Raw genomic sequence first — 16,855 nt, forward strand, 5'->3', positions numbered from 1 at the left:
CGCGCGTTACAACGCCTGGGCGCACGCCCAGGCGGAACTCCAGGCCCACTGGAAGTTATATCCCCCCAGCCAGCCGGTGACATCGGCCACTTCACCAATAAAGTACAGCCCCGGCACCGCGCGCGCCTCCATGGTTTTCGAGGAGAGCTGCGTGGTGTCTACGCCGCCCAGCGTCACTTCAGCGGTCCGATACCCCTCAGTGCCGTTTGGCTGAATGCGCCAGGCATGCAGCGTCTGCGCCAGTTCAGTTTGCTGTTTGCTGTTGAGCTGTTTCAGGGTGATATCCGGCACCACTTTTAGTGCCTGCAATACTTCCACCAGACGCTTCGGCAGGATTTTCGCCAGACTGTTTTTCAGGCTGAGATTCGGATGCGCTTCACGCTGCGCCGTCAGAAACGCCTCAAGCGGCGTAGCGGGTAACAGATCGATGGTGACAAATTCGCCGGGCAGCCAGTAGCTGGAGATTTGCAATACCGCAGGTCCGGAGAGCCCACGGTGAGTAAACAGCATCGCCTCTTTAAAGCGGGTACCATCCTGCGCATCGATGGTGGTGTCCAGCGCAACGCCTGACAGCGTCTGCAACTGCTCCAGCAGTGGCTTATGCAGCGTAAAGGGCACCAGAGCCGCCCGGGTCGGATACACATTCAGACCAAACTGCTCTGCAATTTTGTAGCCAAACGGCGTGGCACCCAGGCCTGGCATCGACAGACCACCACTGGCAATCACCAGCTTCTTCGCCTGAACCGTACTGCCGTTGAGTTGCAGGGTGTAGCCACTTTCATCGCGCTCAACACTGAGCACTTCACTGCGCAGTCGCAGGGCGACGTTGCCCTTGTCACATTCGGCCAGCAGCAGATCGACAATTTGCTGGGCAGAGTCGTCACAGAAGAGCTGGCCCAGGGTTTTTTCATGCCAGGCGATACCGTGGCGATTAACCAGATCGATAAAATCCCACTGGGTATAACGCGCCAGCGCGGATTTACAGAAATGAGGATTGTGCGACAGATACGCCGCCGGGTCAGTGTAGAGATTGGTGAAGTTGCAGCGGCCACCGCCCGACATCAGAATCTTGCGGCCTGGCTTTTTGCCGTTATCCAGCAGTAACACGCTCAGTCCCCGCTGCCCGGCCTGGGCGGCACAGAACAGCCCTGCGGCTCCGGCACCAATGATGATAACGTCAAACTGTTCCACTGCGTTCACTCACTTAACTGGAAAGGCGCAGATTGTAGTGATCTGCTCACCCGGACGCCAGCGTCAAAAAATTGCCGTAAATGTGTCATATTGTATCTGTCTAATATCTAACCCTTTTTCACTGAGTAACCCTTTCGCTCTGCGAAGAAAGGTTAAATTAGCGCTATATTTTCCTTTCCCATACAGCACGTTGTCGCGGATAATGCGCCGCGTTCATGTCCTCCAAAAATGGCGTAACGTTTATGCTACATCTGTTTGCTGGTCTAGACCTCAGTACTAGCCTGTTATTGGTTCTTGCCCTGCTGTTTGTATTGTTTTACGAAGCAATCAACGGTTTCCACGACACGGCCAACGCAGTTGCGACGGTCATCTATACGCGTGCCATGCGTGCCCAGCTTGCTGTGGTCATGGCGGGTGTATTCAACTTCCTTGGCGTACTACTCGGTGGATTGAGTGTTGCCTACGCTATTGTTCATATGCTTCCCACCGATCTGTTGCTGAATGTTGGATCGGCTCACGGTCTCGCCATGGTGTTTTCTATGCTGCTGGCGGCGATTATCTGGAACCTCGGCACCTGGTATCTCGGTCTGCCGGCCTCCAGCTCCCATACACTGATCGGCGCGATTATCGGTATCGGTCTGACCAACGCCCTGATGAGCGGAACCTCGGTGGTTGATGCACTCAACATTCCGAAAGTCCTGAACATCTTTCTTTCTCTGATCCTGTCGCCGATTGTCGGCCTGGTGATGGCGGGCGGGTTAATCTTTATTCTGCGTCGCTACTGGAGTAATACCAAAAAGCGTGCGCGTATTCATATGACGCCTGCTGACCGCGAAAAGATCGACGGCAAGAAAAAGCCGCCGTTCTGGACCCGTATCGCCCTGATTGTTTCGGCAATTGGCGTGAGCTATTCGCACGGTGCGAATGACGGCCAGAAGGGCATTGGCCTGATCATGCTGGTCCTGATTGGCGTGGCGCCGGCTGGTTTCGTCGTGAATATGAACGCCTCCGGTTATGACATCACGCGCACCCGTGATGCGGTCAACCACCTGGAACAGTATTACCAGCAGCACAACGCCTCGCTGACGCATATCATCCAGATGGCACCGCCTAAGTTGCCAACACCGGAAGAAGTGCCGGCAACCAGCCCGCAGGAGTTTCACTGTGACAGCGCGCGAGCATTGCAGGCAGTACAGCGTGCGCAGGTGTTGCTGAACAATCTGCAGAGCTACGATCAGCTGACAGTTGATCAGCGTGGTCAGATGCGTCGTCTGCTGCTGTGTATCTCAGACACCGCCGATAAAGCGGCCCGTCTGCAGGAAACCACGCCAGATGACAAACGCTTCCTCAATAAGCTGAAAAGCGACCTGCTTGGCACCATCGAGTACGCGCCTATCTGGATTATCATGGCCGTGGCGCTGGCGCTGGGCACCGGTACTATGATTGGCTGGCGTCGTGTTGCCACCACCATCGGTGAGAAGATTGGTAAAAAAGGCATGACCTATGCGCAGGGAATGTCAGCACAGGTGACAGCAGCGCTGTCGATTGGTATTGCCAGCTATACCGGCATGCCCGTCTCTACCACGCATATCCTCTCTTCATCGGTGGCCGGTACCATGCTGGTCGACGGTGGCGGATTGCAGAGCCGAACTATCAAGAATATCGCCATGGCGTGGATCTTCACCCTGCCGGTTTGTATTCTGCTGTCAGGCTCACTCTACTGGATTGCCTTAAAACTGGTGTGATGCCAGCTGACAAAAGGGCGACGCAAGTCGCCCTTTTTTAATGCCAGATCGCCAGCGCCACCAGACTGATAACCACCAGCCCACACAGCGCACTGGTCAGAACAAACTGTCCCCGCACCCGCTCACAGCGCCGGATAAACTCATCGTCATGGTGATCAAGATAGCGTTTTGCCCAGATATAAGTGACCAGCCGCACCTGTTTACTCGGCTGACCGTGAGAGGTGAAAAACCCCGCCCCATCGACATACTGATACAGCAGTGGATCACAACCCCGTAATACCGCCAGTAGCGCACGCAAAGATGAAAAATAGCGCGCCATATTCACGATACACACCACACAAAGAGCCCAGAAAAGCGCAATAGTGCTGATCATATTCCCCCCTCCCAGCTGGAATCGCAGCAACGGACTCAGTGTCTGGCACTGAATCCGCCTGCAGAAAAAACCAGCCACTGAATCTCCGGACTGCGAAAATTTTCGACCCCCTGAGCGGCTGCGAACCGGACCGCCTTTTCTCAGTGTAGGAGAATTCTTTACATTTTTTCCAACGATGATTTTCGTTCAGCGCGAGTAAATCTGGCATAGCCTTGATCTTATTCATAAGCCAGACGGCAACAGCAGCATTTACAATGAGAGAAGGCTATACTCAGACTATAACAACATCATCACCTGCAACGCAGGTTGACACTTTGGTGGCGCTCATCGCCCGCTCGCGCAAGGGACTTCGCTAAGCTGTGACGCGGCAGGGACACCGGATGCCATCCTTAATCTCGTGAAAGGAGTTTTATCATGGCTTATAAACACATCCTGATTGCAGTAGACCTTTCTCCCGAAAGCCAGTTGCTGGTGGATAAGGCTGTCTCGCTGGCGCGTCCCTACGATGCCAGAATTTCTCTGATTCACGTTGATGTGAATTATTCTGACCTCTACACCGGCCTGATTGATGTCAACTTAGGGGATATGCAGAAGCGTATTTCTGAAGAGACGCATGCCGCACTGAAAGGGTTGTCAGATGCGGCGGGCTATCCGATCAGTGAGACACTGAGCGGCAGTGGCGACCTCGGCCAGGTTCTGGTTGATGCGATTAAGAAATATGACGTTGACCTGGTGGTGTGTGGTCATCATCAGGATTTCTGGAGCAAGCTGATGTCCTCAGCCCGTCAGTTGATCAATACCGTGCATATCGACATGCTGATTGTGCCGTTGCGTGATGAAGACGAGGCGTAATTCAGACGCTTAACGAAATGAATAAAGCCGGCGCGACGCCGGCTTTTTTTATACGTTCAAAGCGGTGGGTAGATATCAAAGCGATGGCTTTTGGTGACCACAGCCGCCTGTGTCACGACACCCGCCAGCGGCGGTGCATAGTCTGGTCGTTTGACCACAATGCGTTTCTTCGCCAGTCGACGAGCCGGTTCCAGTAACGCATCCGCATCTTCATCCGGCCCGACAAGCGACTGAAACACCCGCATCTCCTTTTTCACCAGTGCACTTTTCTGGCGATGGGGATACATCGGATCGAGATAGACCACATCTGGCTGCGGCGTAATATCGCCCAGGGCCTGCGCGCTGGCCGCGTGAATCAGCGTCAGGCGTTCGCGCAGCCACGGGCCAATTTCCGCATCCTGATAACCGCGCTGCAGACCATCTTCAAGCAGGGCAGCCACCACCGGATGGCGCTCCAGCATCCGCACCCGGCAGCCGAGTGCGGCCAGCACAAACGCATCACGTCCCAGCCCTGCCGTCGCATCCACCACATCCGGCAGATAACCGCCTTTAATACCGACGGCTTTGGCGACAGCTTCGCCGCGTCCACCGCCGAAACGACGGCGATGCGCCATTGCGCCGGTGACGAAATCAACAAAAATACCGCCCAGCTTAGGCTCATCACGTTTACGCAGTTCCAGGTGCGTTGAGGTCTGCACCAGCGCCAGCAGCGCATCTTCATCGTGCTCCAGCTGCCAGCGCTGCGCTAAACGTGATAAGGCGCCGTCTCCGGCGCCTGATTCATCGAGCAAACAGATTTTCACAAACTGACTTATCCCTGAATGCCGTAATGTTCCAGCATCGCATCGAGCTGCGGTTCACGACCGCGGAAGCGTTTGAACAGCTCCATCGGCTCTTCAGAACCGCCACGCGTCAGGATGTTATCCAGGAAGGATTGACCGGTTTCACGGTTGAAGATCCCCTCTTCTTCGAAGCGGGAATAGGCATCCGCAGCCAGCACGTCTGCCCACAGATAGCTGTAGTAACCCGCCGCATAGCCACCGGCAAAGATGTGGCTGAAGGCGTGCGGGAAACGGCCCCATTCCGGACTCGGAACGACCGCTACGCGGCTTTTCACTTCGCGCAGGGTTTCAAGAATCTGCGCGCCCTTTTCCGGATTAAACTCGGTGTGCAGACGGAAATCGAACAGGCCGAACTCCAGCTGACGCAGGATAAACAGCGCGGCCTGATAATTCTTCGCCGCCAGCATTTTATCCAGCAGTTCTTTCGGCAGCGGTTCGCCAGTCTCAAAGTGACCCGAGATAAACGCCAGCGCATCCGGTTCCCAGCACCAGTTTTCCATAAACTGGCTTGGCAGTTCGACCGCATCCCATGGCACACCGCTGATACCGGAGACGCCAGGCGCTTCAATGCGGGTCAGCATGTGGTGCAGGCCGTGACCAAATTCATGGAACAGAGTAATCACTTCGTCATGGGTGAACAGCGCAGGTTTGCCTTTCACCGGACGGTTAAAGTTACAGGTCAGGTAAGCGACCGGTTTCTGCAGGCTGCCATCGGCTTTACGCATCTGGCCCACGCAGTCATCCATCCACGCCCCGCCACGTTTGTGCTCGCGGGCGTAGAGATCGAGATAGAAGCTGCCGCGCAGTTCGCCGGTTTCATCGAACAGATCGAAGAACTTCACGTCCGGATGGTAAACCTCAACGTCAGTACGCTGCTTCGCGCTGATGCCATAAATGCGCTTCACCACTTCAAACAGACCGGCGACCGCACGCTCTTCCGGGAAGTAAGGACGCAGTTGCTCATCGCTGATGGTATAGAGATGCTGCTTCTGCTTTTCGCCGTAATAGGTGAGATCCCACGGATTCAGTTCAGTGACGCCATGCTCTTTTTGGGCGAAGGCGCGCAGTTGCTCCAGCTCTTTTTCACCCTGCGGACGGGCGCGTTCAGCCAGGTCATTCAGGAAGTCGATCACCTGAGACGGGCTTTGCGCCATTTTGGTCGCCAGTGATTTATCGGCGTAGGAGTCGAAGCCCAGCAGCTGTGCCAGCTCGTGACGCAGCGCCAGCTCTTCCGCCATGATAGGTCCGTTATCCCACTTACCGGCATTCGGACCCTGATCGGAGGCACGCGTTGCATAGGCGCGATACATCTCTTCACGCAGCGCCGCGTTGTCGCAGTAAGTCATGACCGGCAGATAGCTTGGGATATCCAGCGTCAGCAGCCAGCCGTCCTGCTCTTTGGCTTCAGCCTGGGCTTTCGCTGCCGCCATGGCGCTTTCCGGCATACCGGCCAGCTCGCTTTCATCGGTGATCAGCTTGCTCCAGCCCATGGTGGCATCGAGCACATTGTTGCTGTAAGCCGAACCCAGCTCAGAGAGACGCGCGGCGATTTCGCCATAGCGTTGCTGTTTATCTTTTGGCAAGCCAATACCAGAGAGTTCAAAATCACGCAGGGCGTTATCGACCGCTTTCTTCTGCGCCAGATCCAGAGCCGCGTACTGATCACCCTCTTTGAGATTGCGATACGCCTGATAGAGGCCTTCATGCTGACCGACCCAGGTGCTGTATTCAGAGAGCAGCGGCAATGTCTGCTCATAGGCTTCACGCAGTTCCGGGCTGTTTTTTACCGCATTCAGATGGCTGACCGGTGAGAAAATACGGCTCAGACGATCGTCGGTTTCCGCCAGCGGCTGAACCAGATTATCCCAGGTATAGGGCGCACCGTGCGCCACAACTTTTTCGACTTCTGCGCGGCATTGGCTCAGCACTTCCATCACGGCAGGAACAACATGTTCAGGCTGGATGGCAGAAAAAGGGGGAAGCGTAAAAGATGTCAGTAGCGGATTGGTCATAGCGCAGTCCTTTAGAGATGTATGGGGCGCAGCGGGTCGCGCAACGCAATCTAAGTAACATGCGGCTTAGTGTAGCGAAAATCAATGGCAGCCAGGATGAGGTGGGGAAGAAACGCGCGGATCATCGCACGGAAGATGCCTGCTTTTGTCTGATGCCTGAAATCCTGGCGGGCGCGCCGGGCAGATTTTGCGGCCGGTTTACCCGCCCGGAAACCACAAACCCAACTCGTCACCCTGAACCGCACTCTGCAATCCCGATTTGTTATCACGCTTCTGGCCCATCAGCGGGTCATCCCTGATATAATCGCCGATTCTCATGCTTTTCCTGCGTCGGTTGCTGTGCGTCGTTCTGTGGGTAATACGTGGGGTAATAATTGGTATAAATTGATTTTCCATCAATTAAAACCTTATACATTCAACAGGATAAACAATGCTGAGTTATCGCCATAGCTTCCATGCTGGCAACCACGCCGACGTGCTGAAGCACACCGTTCTGAGCCTGATCATCACGGCGCTGAAAGAGAAAGAGAAACCGTTTTTCTACCTGGATACCCATGCAGGCGCAGGTCGCTACCAGCTGAGCGGCGAGCACGCCGAGCGTACCGGTGAATATCTGGAAGGCATCTCCCGTATCTGGCAGCAGCCCGATGCGCCGGAATTGCTGCAGCCCTATTTTGATGCGATTCGTGCGCTGAACCGCAGTGGCACGCTGCGCTACTATCCCGGCTCGCCGCTGATCGCCCGTCATCTGCTGCGTGAAGATGACAAGCTGCAACTCACTGAGCTGCACTCCAGCGACTATCCGCTGCTGCGTAACGAATTCAGCAAAGATAACCGCGCGCGCGTCGATCGTGCCGACGGTTATCAGCAGTTAAAATCGAAACTGCCACCGCCGTCGCGTCGCGGTCTGGTGCTAATTGATCCGCCGTATGAGATGAAAAGCGACTACCAGGCGGTAGTGAAAGGCATTCAGGAAGGCCATAAACGCTTTGGCACCGGCGTCTTTGCACTGTGGTATCCGGTGGTGTTACGCCAGCAGATCAAACACATGCTGCGCGACCTGGAAGCAACCGGCATCCGCAATATTCTGCAGATCGAACTGGCGGCCCGTCCGGACAGCGATCAGCGCGGCATGACGGCCTCTGGCATGATCGTGATTAACCCACCGTGGAAACTGGCCGATCAGATGAATACCCTGTTGCCATGGCTGCACAAGAAACTGGTCCCGACCGGAACGGGTCACTATGCGGTAAATCAGATCGTTCCTGAATAAATCCTCATGTGGATTCTGCTGGCAGGTGCGCTGGGAGCCCTGCAACCCGCCCGGCGGCTGGCGCTATTGCTGTTAGCGCTCGCCGCGCTGCTGGGATTTTATCATCAGGTTCTGACCTGGCCGGTCTTGCCGCTGCTGGGCGGGATCGCCGCACTGGTCGCGCTGCGCCGCTTTGACCCGATCCGTTCCCGCCAGCAAATCCTGAGCGAAGCGCTACTGGTGCTGATTTCGCTGGGCTTGTTTCTCCATCTTTTCCCTGGCTTTAACAATCCCCTCCAGGTCGATGAGGTGCAGACGGGTGCCCGGAGCCTGCCGTTCAGTTTCTCCTTCAACGCCGATAAAGCGCTGATCCCCTTTGTGCTGCTGGCCTGCCTGCCGACACTGTTCCGCGCTCGTGCCTGTCCGCCGCGTTATCCGTGGATTGCCGCACTGACGTTAATCGCTGCCGTGCCGCTGCTGCTGTGTAGCGCCGTGCTGCTGGGTGGCCTGGCTTTCGAGCTTCACAATCCACCGTGGCTGCCCGCGTTTATGCTGGCGAATCTGTTCTTTGTCTCGCTGGCCGAAGAGGCGCTGTTCCGGGGCTATCTGCAACAGCGGCTGAGAGAGGCGCTGGGAGGGATGCCCGCGCTGCTGATCTGCTCGCTGCTGTTTGGGCTGGCACATATCCAGGGCGGCGTGCTGCTGGTGGTATTCGCCTCCCTGGCCGGGCTGATTTACGGTCTGGCGTGGCACTGGAGCGGCCGGTTATGGCTGGCGACCGCCCTGCACTTTGCCCTTAACCTCACCCATCTGCTATTCTTTACCTATCCGGCACTGCATCACTAAACAGTGAATACGGCCAGATCCGAGGCCAGCTCGGTGCGGGGGAAAATCGTCTGGCACTCCGCCAGCAGGCGGCTCATATCCTTTGCCAGATAGCGGGAGCTGAAATGGGTGGCGATCAGTCGCTTTGCCCCGGCGCGTTTTGCCACGTCGGCGGCCTGCAGGGTGGTGGAGTGCCCGCGTCCGTTGGCTTTCTCCATCATCGCCGCCTCCAGCGTGGTTTCATGCACCATCAGGTCAACATCCGCCGCCAGTTGCAACGCGACGTCGGTCGGTGCGGTATCGCCAAAAATAGCCAGCTTTTTGCCGGGTGTCGCCGGGCCAAGGTAGTCAGCGCCGTTGATTACCCGCCCATCTTCCAGCGTCACACATTCCCCCTGTTTCAGCTGCTGGAACCACGGGCCACGGGGCACGCCTTCCGCTTTCAGCCGCGCGGCATCCAGCAGGCCGGGTTTATCGTGCTGTTCAATGCGATAGCCAAAACACGCCACCGGATGGCTCAGCGGCCAGGCACTGATACGAAACTCACCGTCATCCAGCGTCCAGCCCGCCTCAATCTCAACAAGGCTCAGCGGATAGTCGGTGTAGGAGCCACTGATCGACAGCGCCGTCTCAACAAAGGTCTTTAATCCTTTAGGGCCATAGACCGTCATCGGTGAGGTCAGGCCAGCCATCGACCGGCTGGTGAGTAATCCCGGCAACCCGAAAATATGATCGCCATGCAGATGGGTGATAAAAATCTTGTCCAGCTTGCCCGGTTTCAGGCTCGAGCGCATAAACTGTAATTGCGTGCCTTCCCCGCAGTCAAACAGCCAGGTTTCACCACTCAGCGCGCGGGTAAAAGCAATGGAGGTCACGTTACGTTGCAGGCTGGGAGCACCGCCGCCGGTGCCAAGAAAAGTAAGGTGCATGGTATGCTTCCCTGTAAGCGAGTGAAAAAACAGAACCCTATTACAATCATAGGCGCAAACTTTGCGTCATTTCGACCTCCAGCGTTACACTCAACCCCAATTTTTTATGCAACCGGATGGATACTTCAATGACCCGACATTTCGATTATCTCGCCATTGGCGGCGGCAGCGGCGGCATCGCCTCAATTAACCGTGCAGCTATGTATGGCCAGAAATGTGCCCTGATTGAAGCAAAAGAGCTGGGCGGCACCTGCGTAAACGTGGGTTGCGTGCCGAAAAAAATCATGTGGCACGCTGCACAAATCGCCGAAGCTATCCATCTCTACGGGCCGGATTATGGCTTTGACACCACGGTGAATCGCTTCGACTGGGCCACACTGGTGAAAAACCGCAGCGCCTACATCGACCGCATCCATAACTCTTACGACAACGTGCTGGGTAAGAACAAGGTTGAAGTGATCAAAGGTTTTGCCCGCTTTGTCGATGCGCACAGCGTTGAAGTTAACGGCGAGATTATTACGGCTAACCATATTCTGATCGCCACCGGCGGTCGTCCGGTTCACCCCAATATTCCGGGTGCGCAGTACGGCATTGATTCCGATGGCTTCTTCGAACTGGATGCCCTGCCAAAACGCACCGCCGTGATCGGCGCGGGCTACATCGCGGTCGAGCTGGCCGGCGTGGTAAATGCGCTGGGATCGGAAACCCACCTGTTCGTGCGTAAACATGCGCCGCTGCGCAGCTTCGATCCACTGCTCACCGAGACGCTGGTCGAAGTGATGAACACGGAAGGCCCGGCGCTGCACACCGAATCCATTCCAAAAGCTGTGATTAAAAACAGCGATGGCAGCCTGACGCTGCAGCTGGAGAACGGCAGTGAATATACCGTTGATTGCCTGGTCTGGGCGATTGGCCGTGAGCCAGCCAACGATAACCTCAACATCGAAGCTGCGGGCGTGGCGCTGAACGACAAAGGCTATATCAATGTCGACAAGTTCCAGAACACCAATGTGTCAGGCATTTATGCTGTGGGTGATAATACCGGTGCGGTTGAGCTGACACCGGTGGCGGTTGCCGCAGGCCGTCGTCTCTCTGAGCGTCTGTTTAACAACAAACCGGACGAGCATCTGGATTACAGCAATATTCCGACCGTTGTATTCAGCCATCCACCGATTGGTACCGTGGGACTGACTGAGCCACAGGCGCGCGAACAGTATGGCGATGACCAGGTGAAGGTCTACAAATCGTCGTTCACCGCCATGTACACCGCAGTCACCCAGCATCGCCAGCCGTGCCGCATGAAGCTGGTCTGTGTGGGTGCCGATGAGAAGATTGTTGGCATTCACGGCATCGGATTCGGCATGGATGAGATGCTGCAGGGCTTCGCCGTGGCACTGAAAATGGGTGCGACCAAGAAAGACTTCGATAACACCGTGGCGATCCACCCGACCGCAGCGGAAGAATTTGTGACAATGCGCTAGTAACTCACCTCATGCGCATCCGTTACCCGCTGAAACGTTGTTCTGCGGGTAACGGCCTTAATTAAAATAGGTTTCCCGCAACGGCGTCAGTGCCGCGCCCAGTGCCGAACTGTCTCCCTCAATGGTGCTTAGCAGAATATCCGGATATTCCGCAGAAATGTCCCAGCGTTTACCCGAACATGTCCGCGGCATGGCTAAGAACATTTCGCCCAGCTTCCGGGGAATTTCGCCTCCTAAGATAATGGCCGCGGGATCGATCACCGCATTCATGGCATCCATTGCCCGATGCAGGTTTGGCGTTACCTCTTCTACCCACTGTTGCGCAATCGGCCAGGCCGGATCGAATTTATGATTGAGATCGCGAATATCTTTAATTTCAATACCGCCGTGACGTAACCGATCGATCAGGATCCCCAGAGCCGGCCGCAGCTTGCCCTCTTCCGGCGTAAAAATACGGCTGATCTCCCCCGCATTACCAAATGCACCCTGGAACGGTTTACCGTTAATCACGATGCCACCGCCGAATCCATAATTAAAAGAGAGATAACCAAACGTATCGTATTTCAGCCCGGCGCCTAAAAAGGCTTCAGCGTGCGCCGCCGTCGTGGCGTTATTTTCAATCCATACCGGTCGATCAAATAACATGGTAATTTCACGACGCAGATCGATCCCCATCCAGTTTTTTAAAGGTTCAGGCGGATTGAAATACTTTCGGGAATCATAAAGAAAGCCCGCCATGCTGTATCCCACACCACAGACTTTTTCTGGCGAAATACCGTATTGTTTTAAGGTATCCAGATAGTGATGTTTGATATTGAGTAAGGTACGGGCAGGGTCGCGCGGATGCGTATCCAGTACGCAGTATTCTGTAATACCGCCCCGGAAATTAATCAGGCTGGCGGCAACACTGTCTGAGTTAATAGAGATACCGTAACCATAACGTGCATTCGCATTCAGTGATAACGACGGGCTGGGCTTGCCTCTTCCCTGGGACGGCGATTCCCCCAGGCTGAGAAGGCCATTTTCGGTCAGCGTATCAACAATACGGTGAACAGATGACTGATTCAGAATGGTTTGCGAAACCAGTGAGGAGCGGGAAATGCCATCGTTACGGCGGACAAGCTCCAGAATGAGTTTTTCACTGCGATTAAGTTCGACATCATGACCAGCGGAATATCCATGAACCACAGCGTTCTCCTCACCATATTTAATAATGGGTTCTGTTAATACCCTAGCATGCTTTTATGCATGACGAATAGTAAAGGGCCCTGCCTTTACGTTTTCGTAAAATGTGCTGATTTTCAGCCTCTCCTGCCCTGCTTATCGCGATCATAAAAGCATCATAATAGTGAAACATAGCAGAGAGACACTCTAATATCATGCAGTTAGCATTATATTAAAAGCGAGCCTGATGTCCGGATGGGTATTTTCACTGTGCACTGGGTTTTGCCTGCAAACACACGCTTCTTTTTATGCATCAGGTAAACAATGGAAACACGCTTAAAGGTTGCTGAACGTATCGCACAAGAGGCTTCACTTTTGGCTCTGGACTATTTCAGACAGCTGAGTGAATTAGAGGTCTGCGAAAAAAGGCCGCAGGATGTCTTCAGTGAAGCCGATCGGGAAGTGGAAAATCTGATCCGGCAGCGTCTGGAAGATCATTTCCCACAGGATCCTGTTATCGGTGAAGAGCATGGCGGTGAGCTCAGCGCCAGCTACTGGTCTGTAGATCCTATTGATGGGACCAGTAACTTCCTGCGCGGATCGTCATTGTGGGGGATTTCTGTTGGCTATGTGCAGGATGGTGAGCCGGTTATGGGCGTGATCGTCCATCCCGTTTTAAACCTCATGCTGAGCGGTGGCAAAGAGAGAGGTGTTTATCTGAATGGTGAACCCTTTGAACGGCCTGTGATCGCCGGGGGGCTTAAAACCGTGGCGATTGGCGACAGTCCATCATGGGATTTCACCCATCAGCTCTGTATTGAAAAGGCCTATCGGGACGACGGCTGGAATGTTGTGCGCTATCGCTGTGCCACCGTCGGTTTAACCTTTAGCGTGCTGGGTTACGTCGACGGTTATCAGGAATGTTTTAGCAGCATGTGGGACGTTTCTGCGGGCTATGCCCTCTGTAAAGCGGCGGGACTGGATGCGCATCTTGCCGGCACACAGGAAAAAAGCAGCACACATGTGAGTGTCGGCACGCCCGAAATGAACCGCCTTTCCGCCCGGTTTATCCCTTATCCTCGTTTTACGCCTGCCTGACCACGCATTTCCCCGGACTAACCTTATCACTGCATTTCAGGACAGCGTTTCCCCGCTGTCCTGCCCGCTGTGCGCGCTCTGTGAGAGCATCTTAACCCTCTGAACTTAATATTAATCACAATGCATTAAAATAATTAGCGCGTTAAACATACGATTTCAAATAAACCTTACATTAGCCTGTTATATATAGGTTTTAAAAACTTAATAAATTCTTAACCTCTCTGAAATTGCTTCAATTCCCTACGCCAAATTATTATGCATCTCGCATTAATTAAGAAATCCCTGGCATTTTATGACGGAGCAGACCACGTGAACACGCTAGAAATCCACAATGCCATGCTGACATTTGACGATTTTGTCGCGCTGAACGGCATTTCACTGCAGGCCAAAAAAGGGCAATTTGTTTCCCTGCTTGGCCCCTCTGGCTGTGGCAAAACCACGCTGCTTAAAGTCATTGCCGGCTTTTACAGTCTTGATAGTGGCGAAGTACTGATCCACCAGCAGGACATGCATCATGTCAAACCTGAACATCGCGACACGGCGATGTGCTTTCAGTCCTATGCGCTTTTTCCTCACCTATCCGTTGCTGAAAATATCGGTTTTGGCCTCAGGCAGATGAAGATGGCAAAAACGGACATTCACGATCGCGTAGCGCAGACCGCTGCTCAGGTATCACTCAATGCGCATTTGCCTAAACTGCCGGCGCAGTTATCCGGTGGTCAGCAGCAGCGCGTGGCGCTTGCCAGAGCGCTGGCTGTGCGTCCGGAAATCGTGTTGTTTGATGAGCCGCTGTCAAATCTGGATGCCAAATTACGCGACAAGGTACGACTGGAGATCAGACAACTTCAGCGCTCCCATGGATTTACCGCCATTTATGTTACCCATGACCGTGCAGAAGCCCTGTCGATGTCTGACGTTGTGGTGGTCATGAATGCCGGAAAGATCGAACAAATCGGTACGCCGGATGAGATCTATTATTCGCCGGTAAACCGCTTTGTCGCCGGTTTTGTCGGTCAGGCTAACGTGATGGAAGCCCGCGTACTGGACGGAGACAGCAGCAGCGGTATTTATCGTATTGCGTGTGTCATGGGCGAAATGGAAATACACAGTCACCAGCCGCCCGTCTCGGACAAGGTCTATACCTTCTGGCGTCCTGAGGATGCCCTGCTGAGCGAACAGGACACGGGGAAAAACACCCGGGCTTTTGAGATCGGTGCCGTGAGTTTTCTTGGCAATATTTCTGAACTCCAGGTTCATCCGATTGGGCATGAAGAAACAGACTATCAGTGGTGTATCCAGTTGGTCGGCAAAAACCCCATACAGGAAGGTGATCGGGTTAACTTCTCCATTGCGCCAGACAGAATCCGTTTTTTACAGGAAAGCTGTTCATGAAAATGCGCAACCGCAACAGGCTTGGCTGGCTGCTGGTTTTGCCTGCCGTCGCGCCGGTCGTGCTGACGCTGGTGCTGATTGTCATCATGGCGCTGGCGCAGTCCGTTGGCCTGTTTAATTTTGGCGCGCCGGCGCATTTCACACTTCAGTACTGGCAAACCATCCTGAACGACAGTCAGCTTTGGCGCGCGACAGGCTACTCACTCAAAATTGGCGTCATCAGTGCCGTTCTGTCCGTCGCGCTGGCGCTCCCGCTGGCTCTGTGGCTGAGAAAGCCCTTTCCCGGCTCAATGCTGATGGGCGGTTTACTTAAAGCCCCGCTGATGGTGCACGGACTGGTTGCCGCGCTGCTGTTTATCAATCTGATTTCCTGGCAGGGTTTTATTAACCTGGGCTTGCTGAAGCTGGGGATCATCTCTCACCCCATCAGGATGCAAAATGACCGCTGGGGAGCTGGCGTAATTATTTTGCAGGTCTGGAAACAGCTTCCCTATGCGCTGCTGATTATTACCGGCAGCCTGCGCGCGATTGGTGACGAAATTTTTAATGCCGCACGGGATTTGGGTGCCGGCAGAGCTGCCCGGCTGTTACAGATCATTCTGCCTTTATCTATCAAGTCCGTTCAGGTGTCGCTGGTGCTGATTTTCATCGGTGCATTAGGTGACTTTTCATTCCAGGTCGTTGCGGGGCCGACCAGCGTGTTCTCTCTTTCGCAATACATGCTGCGCTTCCCCGAAATCAGCGCCCAGGGCTGGAATCTTGCCGCGGTTGTTGCCGTGATTTTAATGCTGGCGGCTTTTGTCGGTGCAGTCGTACTTGCCGCCCTGGCGAAGTGGCTACAACAAGCCGGAGAACAGCGATCATGAAAGCCAGAGAGACCTTATCCCCGCTGCGAATCGTCATGATGATCATTATCACCGCCCTGTTTATGCTGTGGCTGGTCATTCCCTTTATGTTGACCGTCCTGTGGTCACTGGTCGATAAAACCCATCCGTGGGCATGGCCAGATGCCCTGCCGCCGGTTCTCTCACTGGGCCGTTGGGTGGAAGTATGGACCACGACCGCGTTACCGCAGGCGCTCAGGAACAGCTATTTACTGGCGGCAACCGTCTCCGTCTGCACGCTGATGCTGTCTCTGCCTGCCGCGTGGGCGTTTGGCAGAATGTCGTTTACGGGCAAACATTTTTTACAGAATGCGATCTTATTGCCGCTTATCGTTCCGGGCTTTGTCGTGGCACTGTTTTTTTCCATGTTGCTTAACGTGGCGGGCATCCACAGCCGATTTGGCGGCATTTTGCTGGGGCATATTATTATCCTGATGCCTTATGCCGTGCGCATTCTGACCCTGTCGTTTTCGCAGATACGCCAGGACACGCTTGATGCGGCACGGGATATGGGCGCTTCGCTGATAAACCGTTTTTTAGTCGCCTGCCTGCCTACCATCAGACCGGGAATATTTGCCGCATTAATTATTGTTTTTACGTTATCAATAGAAGAGTTCGCCATAAGTTTCATTGTTGGCTCACCCGATTTTATTACCGTCCCTGCCATTCTCTATTCTTATCTGGGTTATAACTTTATTCGACCCAATGCGGCGGTTATTTCTTTAATGCTGGTTGTGCCAAATGTCATTTTAATGCTGATTGCAGAAAAATTACTGACAAGAAATCCTGTCGCCGCCTTTGCAGGAAAAGGCTGA

Annotated in this window: 15 protein-coding genes; 9 read left to right on the forward strand and 6 right to left on the reverse strand. The window is 54.4% G+C overall.

What is annotated here, in order from left to right; genetic code table 11:
- Positions 1-6: 6 nt before the first annotated feature.
- Entirely contained in the window at positions 7-1,191 is a 1,185-nt protein-coding gene (locus P2R09_RS15755) for an NAD(P)/FAD-dependent oxidoreductase (RefSeq protein ID WP_275771106.1), read from the reverse strand.
- Between the two features lie 242 nt (positions 1,192-1,433).
- On the opposite strand from P2R09_RS15755, the gene pitA reads away from it, so the two are divergent.
- A complete protein-coding gene (gene pitA, locus P2R09_RS15760; RefSeq protein WP_275771225.1) occupies positions 1,434-2,936 on the forward strand; it encodes an inorganic phosphate transporter PitA in 1,503 nt (500 codons plus the stop codon).
- A gap of 37 nt (positions 2,937-2,973) precedes the next feature.
- Here the strand turns inward: pitA and uspB are convergent, their stop codons facing one another.
- Complete coding sequence (gene uspB / locus P2R09_RS15765) at positions 2,974-3,309, reverse strand: universal stress protein UspB (RefSeq protein WP_003852126.1); 336 nt, start codon at positions 3,307-3,309, stop codon at positions 2,974-2,976.
- A 414-nt stretch (positions 3,310-3,723) separates the two neighbouring features.
- On the opposite strand from uspB, the gene uspA reads away from it, so the two are divergent.
- A complete protein-coding gene (uspA, locus tag P2R09_RS15770; protein ID WP_003852123.1) occupies positions 3,724-4,161 on the forward strand; it encodes a universal stress protein UspA in 438 nt (145 codons plus the stop codon).
- Between the two features lie 56 nt (positions 4,162-4,217).
- Here the strand turns inward: uspA and rsmJ are convergent, their stop codons facing one another.
- The gene (rsmJ, locus tag P2R09_RS15775) at positions 4,218-4,964 is read right to left on the reverse strand and encodes a 16S rRNA (guanine(1516)-N(2))-methyltransferase RsmJ (RefSeq protein WP_275771111.1); all 747 of its coding nucleotides are present in this window, start codon (positions 4,962-4,964) and stop codon (positions 4,218-4,220) included.
- Positions 4,965-4,972: 8 nt separating this feature from the next.
- Positions 4,973-7,015 carry an oligopeptidase A gene (prlC, locus tag P2R09_RS15780; protein WP_275771114.1) on the reverse strand — a complete coding sequence of 681 codons (2,043 nt, stop codon included), beginning with the start codon at positions 7,013-7,015 and terminating at the stop codon, positions 4,973-4,975.
- Between the two features lie 430 nt (positions 7,016-7,445).
- On the opposite strand from prlC, the gene P2R09_RS15785 reads away from it, so the two are divergent.
- The gene (locus P2R09_RS15785; RefSeq protein WP_140916345.1) at positions 7,446-8,288 is read left to right on the forward strand and encodes a 23S rRNA (adenine(2030)-N(6))-methyltransferase RlmJ; all 843 of its coding nucleotides are present in this window, start codon (positions 7,446-7,448) and stop codon (positions 8,286-8,288) included.
- Positions 8,289-8,294: 6 nt separating this feature from the next.
- Positions 8,295-9,113, forward strand: a complete 819-nt coding sequence (locus tag P2R09_RS15790; protein WP_275771118.1) for a CPBP family intramembrane glutamic endopeptidase — start codon at positions 8,295-8,297, stop codon at positions 9,111-9,113.
- On the opposite strand, the gene rnz is transcribed toward P2R09_RS15790, so the two are convergent.
- Entirely contained in the window at positions 9,110-10,021 is a 912-nt protein-coding gene (gene rnz / locus P2R09_RS15795) for a ribonuclease Z (protein ID WP_008926317.1), read from the reverse strand. The two genes, P2R09_RS15790 and rnz, sit on opposite strands and share 4 nt — an antisense overlap.
- Before the next feature lie 128 nt (positions 10,022-10,149).
- Here rnz and gorA point away from each other — a divergent pair, with 128 nt between their 5' ends.
- The gene (gene gorA / locus P2R09_RS15800; RefSeq protein WP_275771121.1) at positions 10,150-11,502 is read left to right on the forward strand and encodes a glutathione-disulfide reductase; all 1,353 of its coding nucleotides are present in this window, start codon (positions 10,150-10,152) and stop codon (positions 11,500-11,502) included.
- Between the two features lie 57 nt (positions 11,503-11,559).
- Here the strand turns inward: gorA and P2R09_RS15805 are convergent, their stop codons facing one another.
- On the reverse strand, positions 11,560-12,690 hold the full coding sequence (locus P2R09_RS15805; protein WP_275771123.1) for an ROK family transcriptional regulator: 1,131 nt from the start codon (positions 12,688-12,690) through the stop codon (positions 11,560-11,562).
- 300 nt (positions 12,691-12,990) lie between these two features.
- Between P2R09_RS15805 and P2R09_RS15810 the strand changes: the two genes are divergently transcribed.
- The 4 genes from P2R09_RS15810 (at position 12,991) to P2R09_RS15825 (ending at position 16,855) form a co-directional block, all read left to right on the forward strand.
- The gene (locus tag P2R09_RS15810; protein ID WP_275771125.1) at positions 12,991-13,764 is read left to right on the forward strand and encodes an inositol monophosphatase family protein; all 774 of its coding nucleotides are present in this window, start codon (positions 12,991-12,993) and stop codon (positions 13,762-13,764) included.
- Between the two features lie 255 nt (positions 13,765-14,019).
- The gene (locus tag P2R09_RS15815) at positions 14,020-15,156 is read left to right on the forward strand and encodes an ABC transporter ATP-binding protein (RefSeq protein WP_275771127.1); all 1,137 of its coding nucleotides are present in this window, start codon (positions 14,020-14,022) and stop codon (positions 15,154-15,156) included.
- Positions 15,153-16,022 carry an ABC transporter permease subunit gene (locus tag P2R09_RS15820; protein ID WP_275771128.1) on the forward strand — a complete coding sequence of 290 codons (870 nt, stop codon included), beginning with the start codon at positions 15,153-15,155 and terminating at the stop codon, positions 16,020-16,022. Before P2R09_RS15815 ends, P2R09_RS15820 begins: the two co-directional genes overlap by 4 nt.
- Positions 16,019-16,855 (forward strand): ABC transporter permease, encoded by an 837-nt coding sequence (locus tag P2R09_RS15825; protein WP_275771130.1) that lies wholly within the window; start codon positions 16,019-16,021, stop codon positions 16,853-16,855. The genes P2R09_RS15820 and P2R09_RS15825 overlap by 4 nt, the downstream gene beginning before the upstream one ends.

Origin of the sequence: Pantoea sp. Cr_R13 (assembly GCF_029222565.1) — a bacterium.
GTDB lineage: Bacteria > Pseudomonadota > Gammaproteobacteria > Enterobacterales > Enterobacteriaceae > Pantoea > Pantoea eucalypti.

Coding starts and splice junctions, on each gene's coding strand:
- uspA (WP_003852123.1), top strand. CDS start 3,724: ATGGCTTATAAACACATCCTGATTGCAGTAGACCTTTCTCCCGAAAGC.
- P2R09_RS15810 (WP_275771125.1), top strand. CDS start 12,991: ATGGAAACACGCTTAAAGGTTGCTGAACGTATCGCACAAGAGGCTTCA.
- prlC (WP_275771114.1), bottom strand. CDS start 7,015: ATGACCAATCCGCTACTGACATCTTTTACGCTTCCCCCTTTTTCTGCC.
- P2R09_RS15785 (WP_140916345.1), top strand. CDS start 7,446: ATGCTGAGTTATCGCCATAGCTTCCATGCTGGCAACCACGCCGACGTG.
- P2R09_RS15820 (WP_275771128.1), top strand. CDS start 15,153: ATGAAAATGCGCAACCGCAACAGGCTTGGCTGGCTGCTGGTTTTGCCT.
- P2R09_RS15815 (WP_275771127.1), top strand. CDS start 14,020: ATGCATCTCGCATTAATTAAGAAATCCCTGGCATTTTATGACGGAGCA.
- uspB (WP_003852126.1), bottom strand. CDS start 3,309: ATGATCAGCACTATTGCGCTTTTCTGGGCTCTTTGTGTGGTGTGTATC.
- rnz (WP_008926317.1), bottom strand. CDS start 10,021: ATGCACCTTACTTTTCTTGGCACCGGCGGCGGTGCTCCCAGCCTGCAA.
- gorA (WP_275771121.1), top strand. CDS start 10,150: ATGACCCGACATTTCGATTATCTCGCCATTGGCGGCGGCAGCGGCGGC.
- P2R09_RS15790 (WP_275771118.1), top strand. CDS start 8,295: ATGTGGATTCTGCTGGCAGGTGCGCTGGGAGCCCTGCAACCCGCCCGG.
- pitA (WP_275771225.1), top strand. CDS start 1,434: ATGCTACATCTGTTTGCTGGTCTAGACCTCAGTACTAGCCTGTTATTG.
- P2R09_RS15825 (WP_275771130.1), top strand. CDS start 16,019: ATGAAAGCCAGAGAGACCTTATCCCCGCTGCGAATCGTCATGATGATC.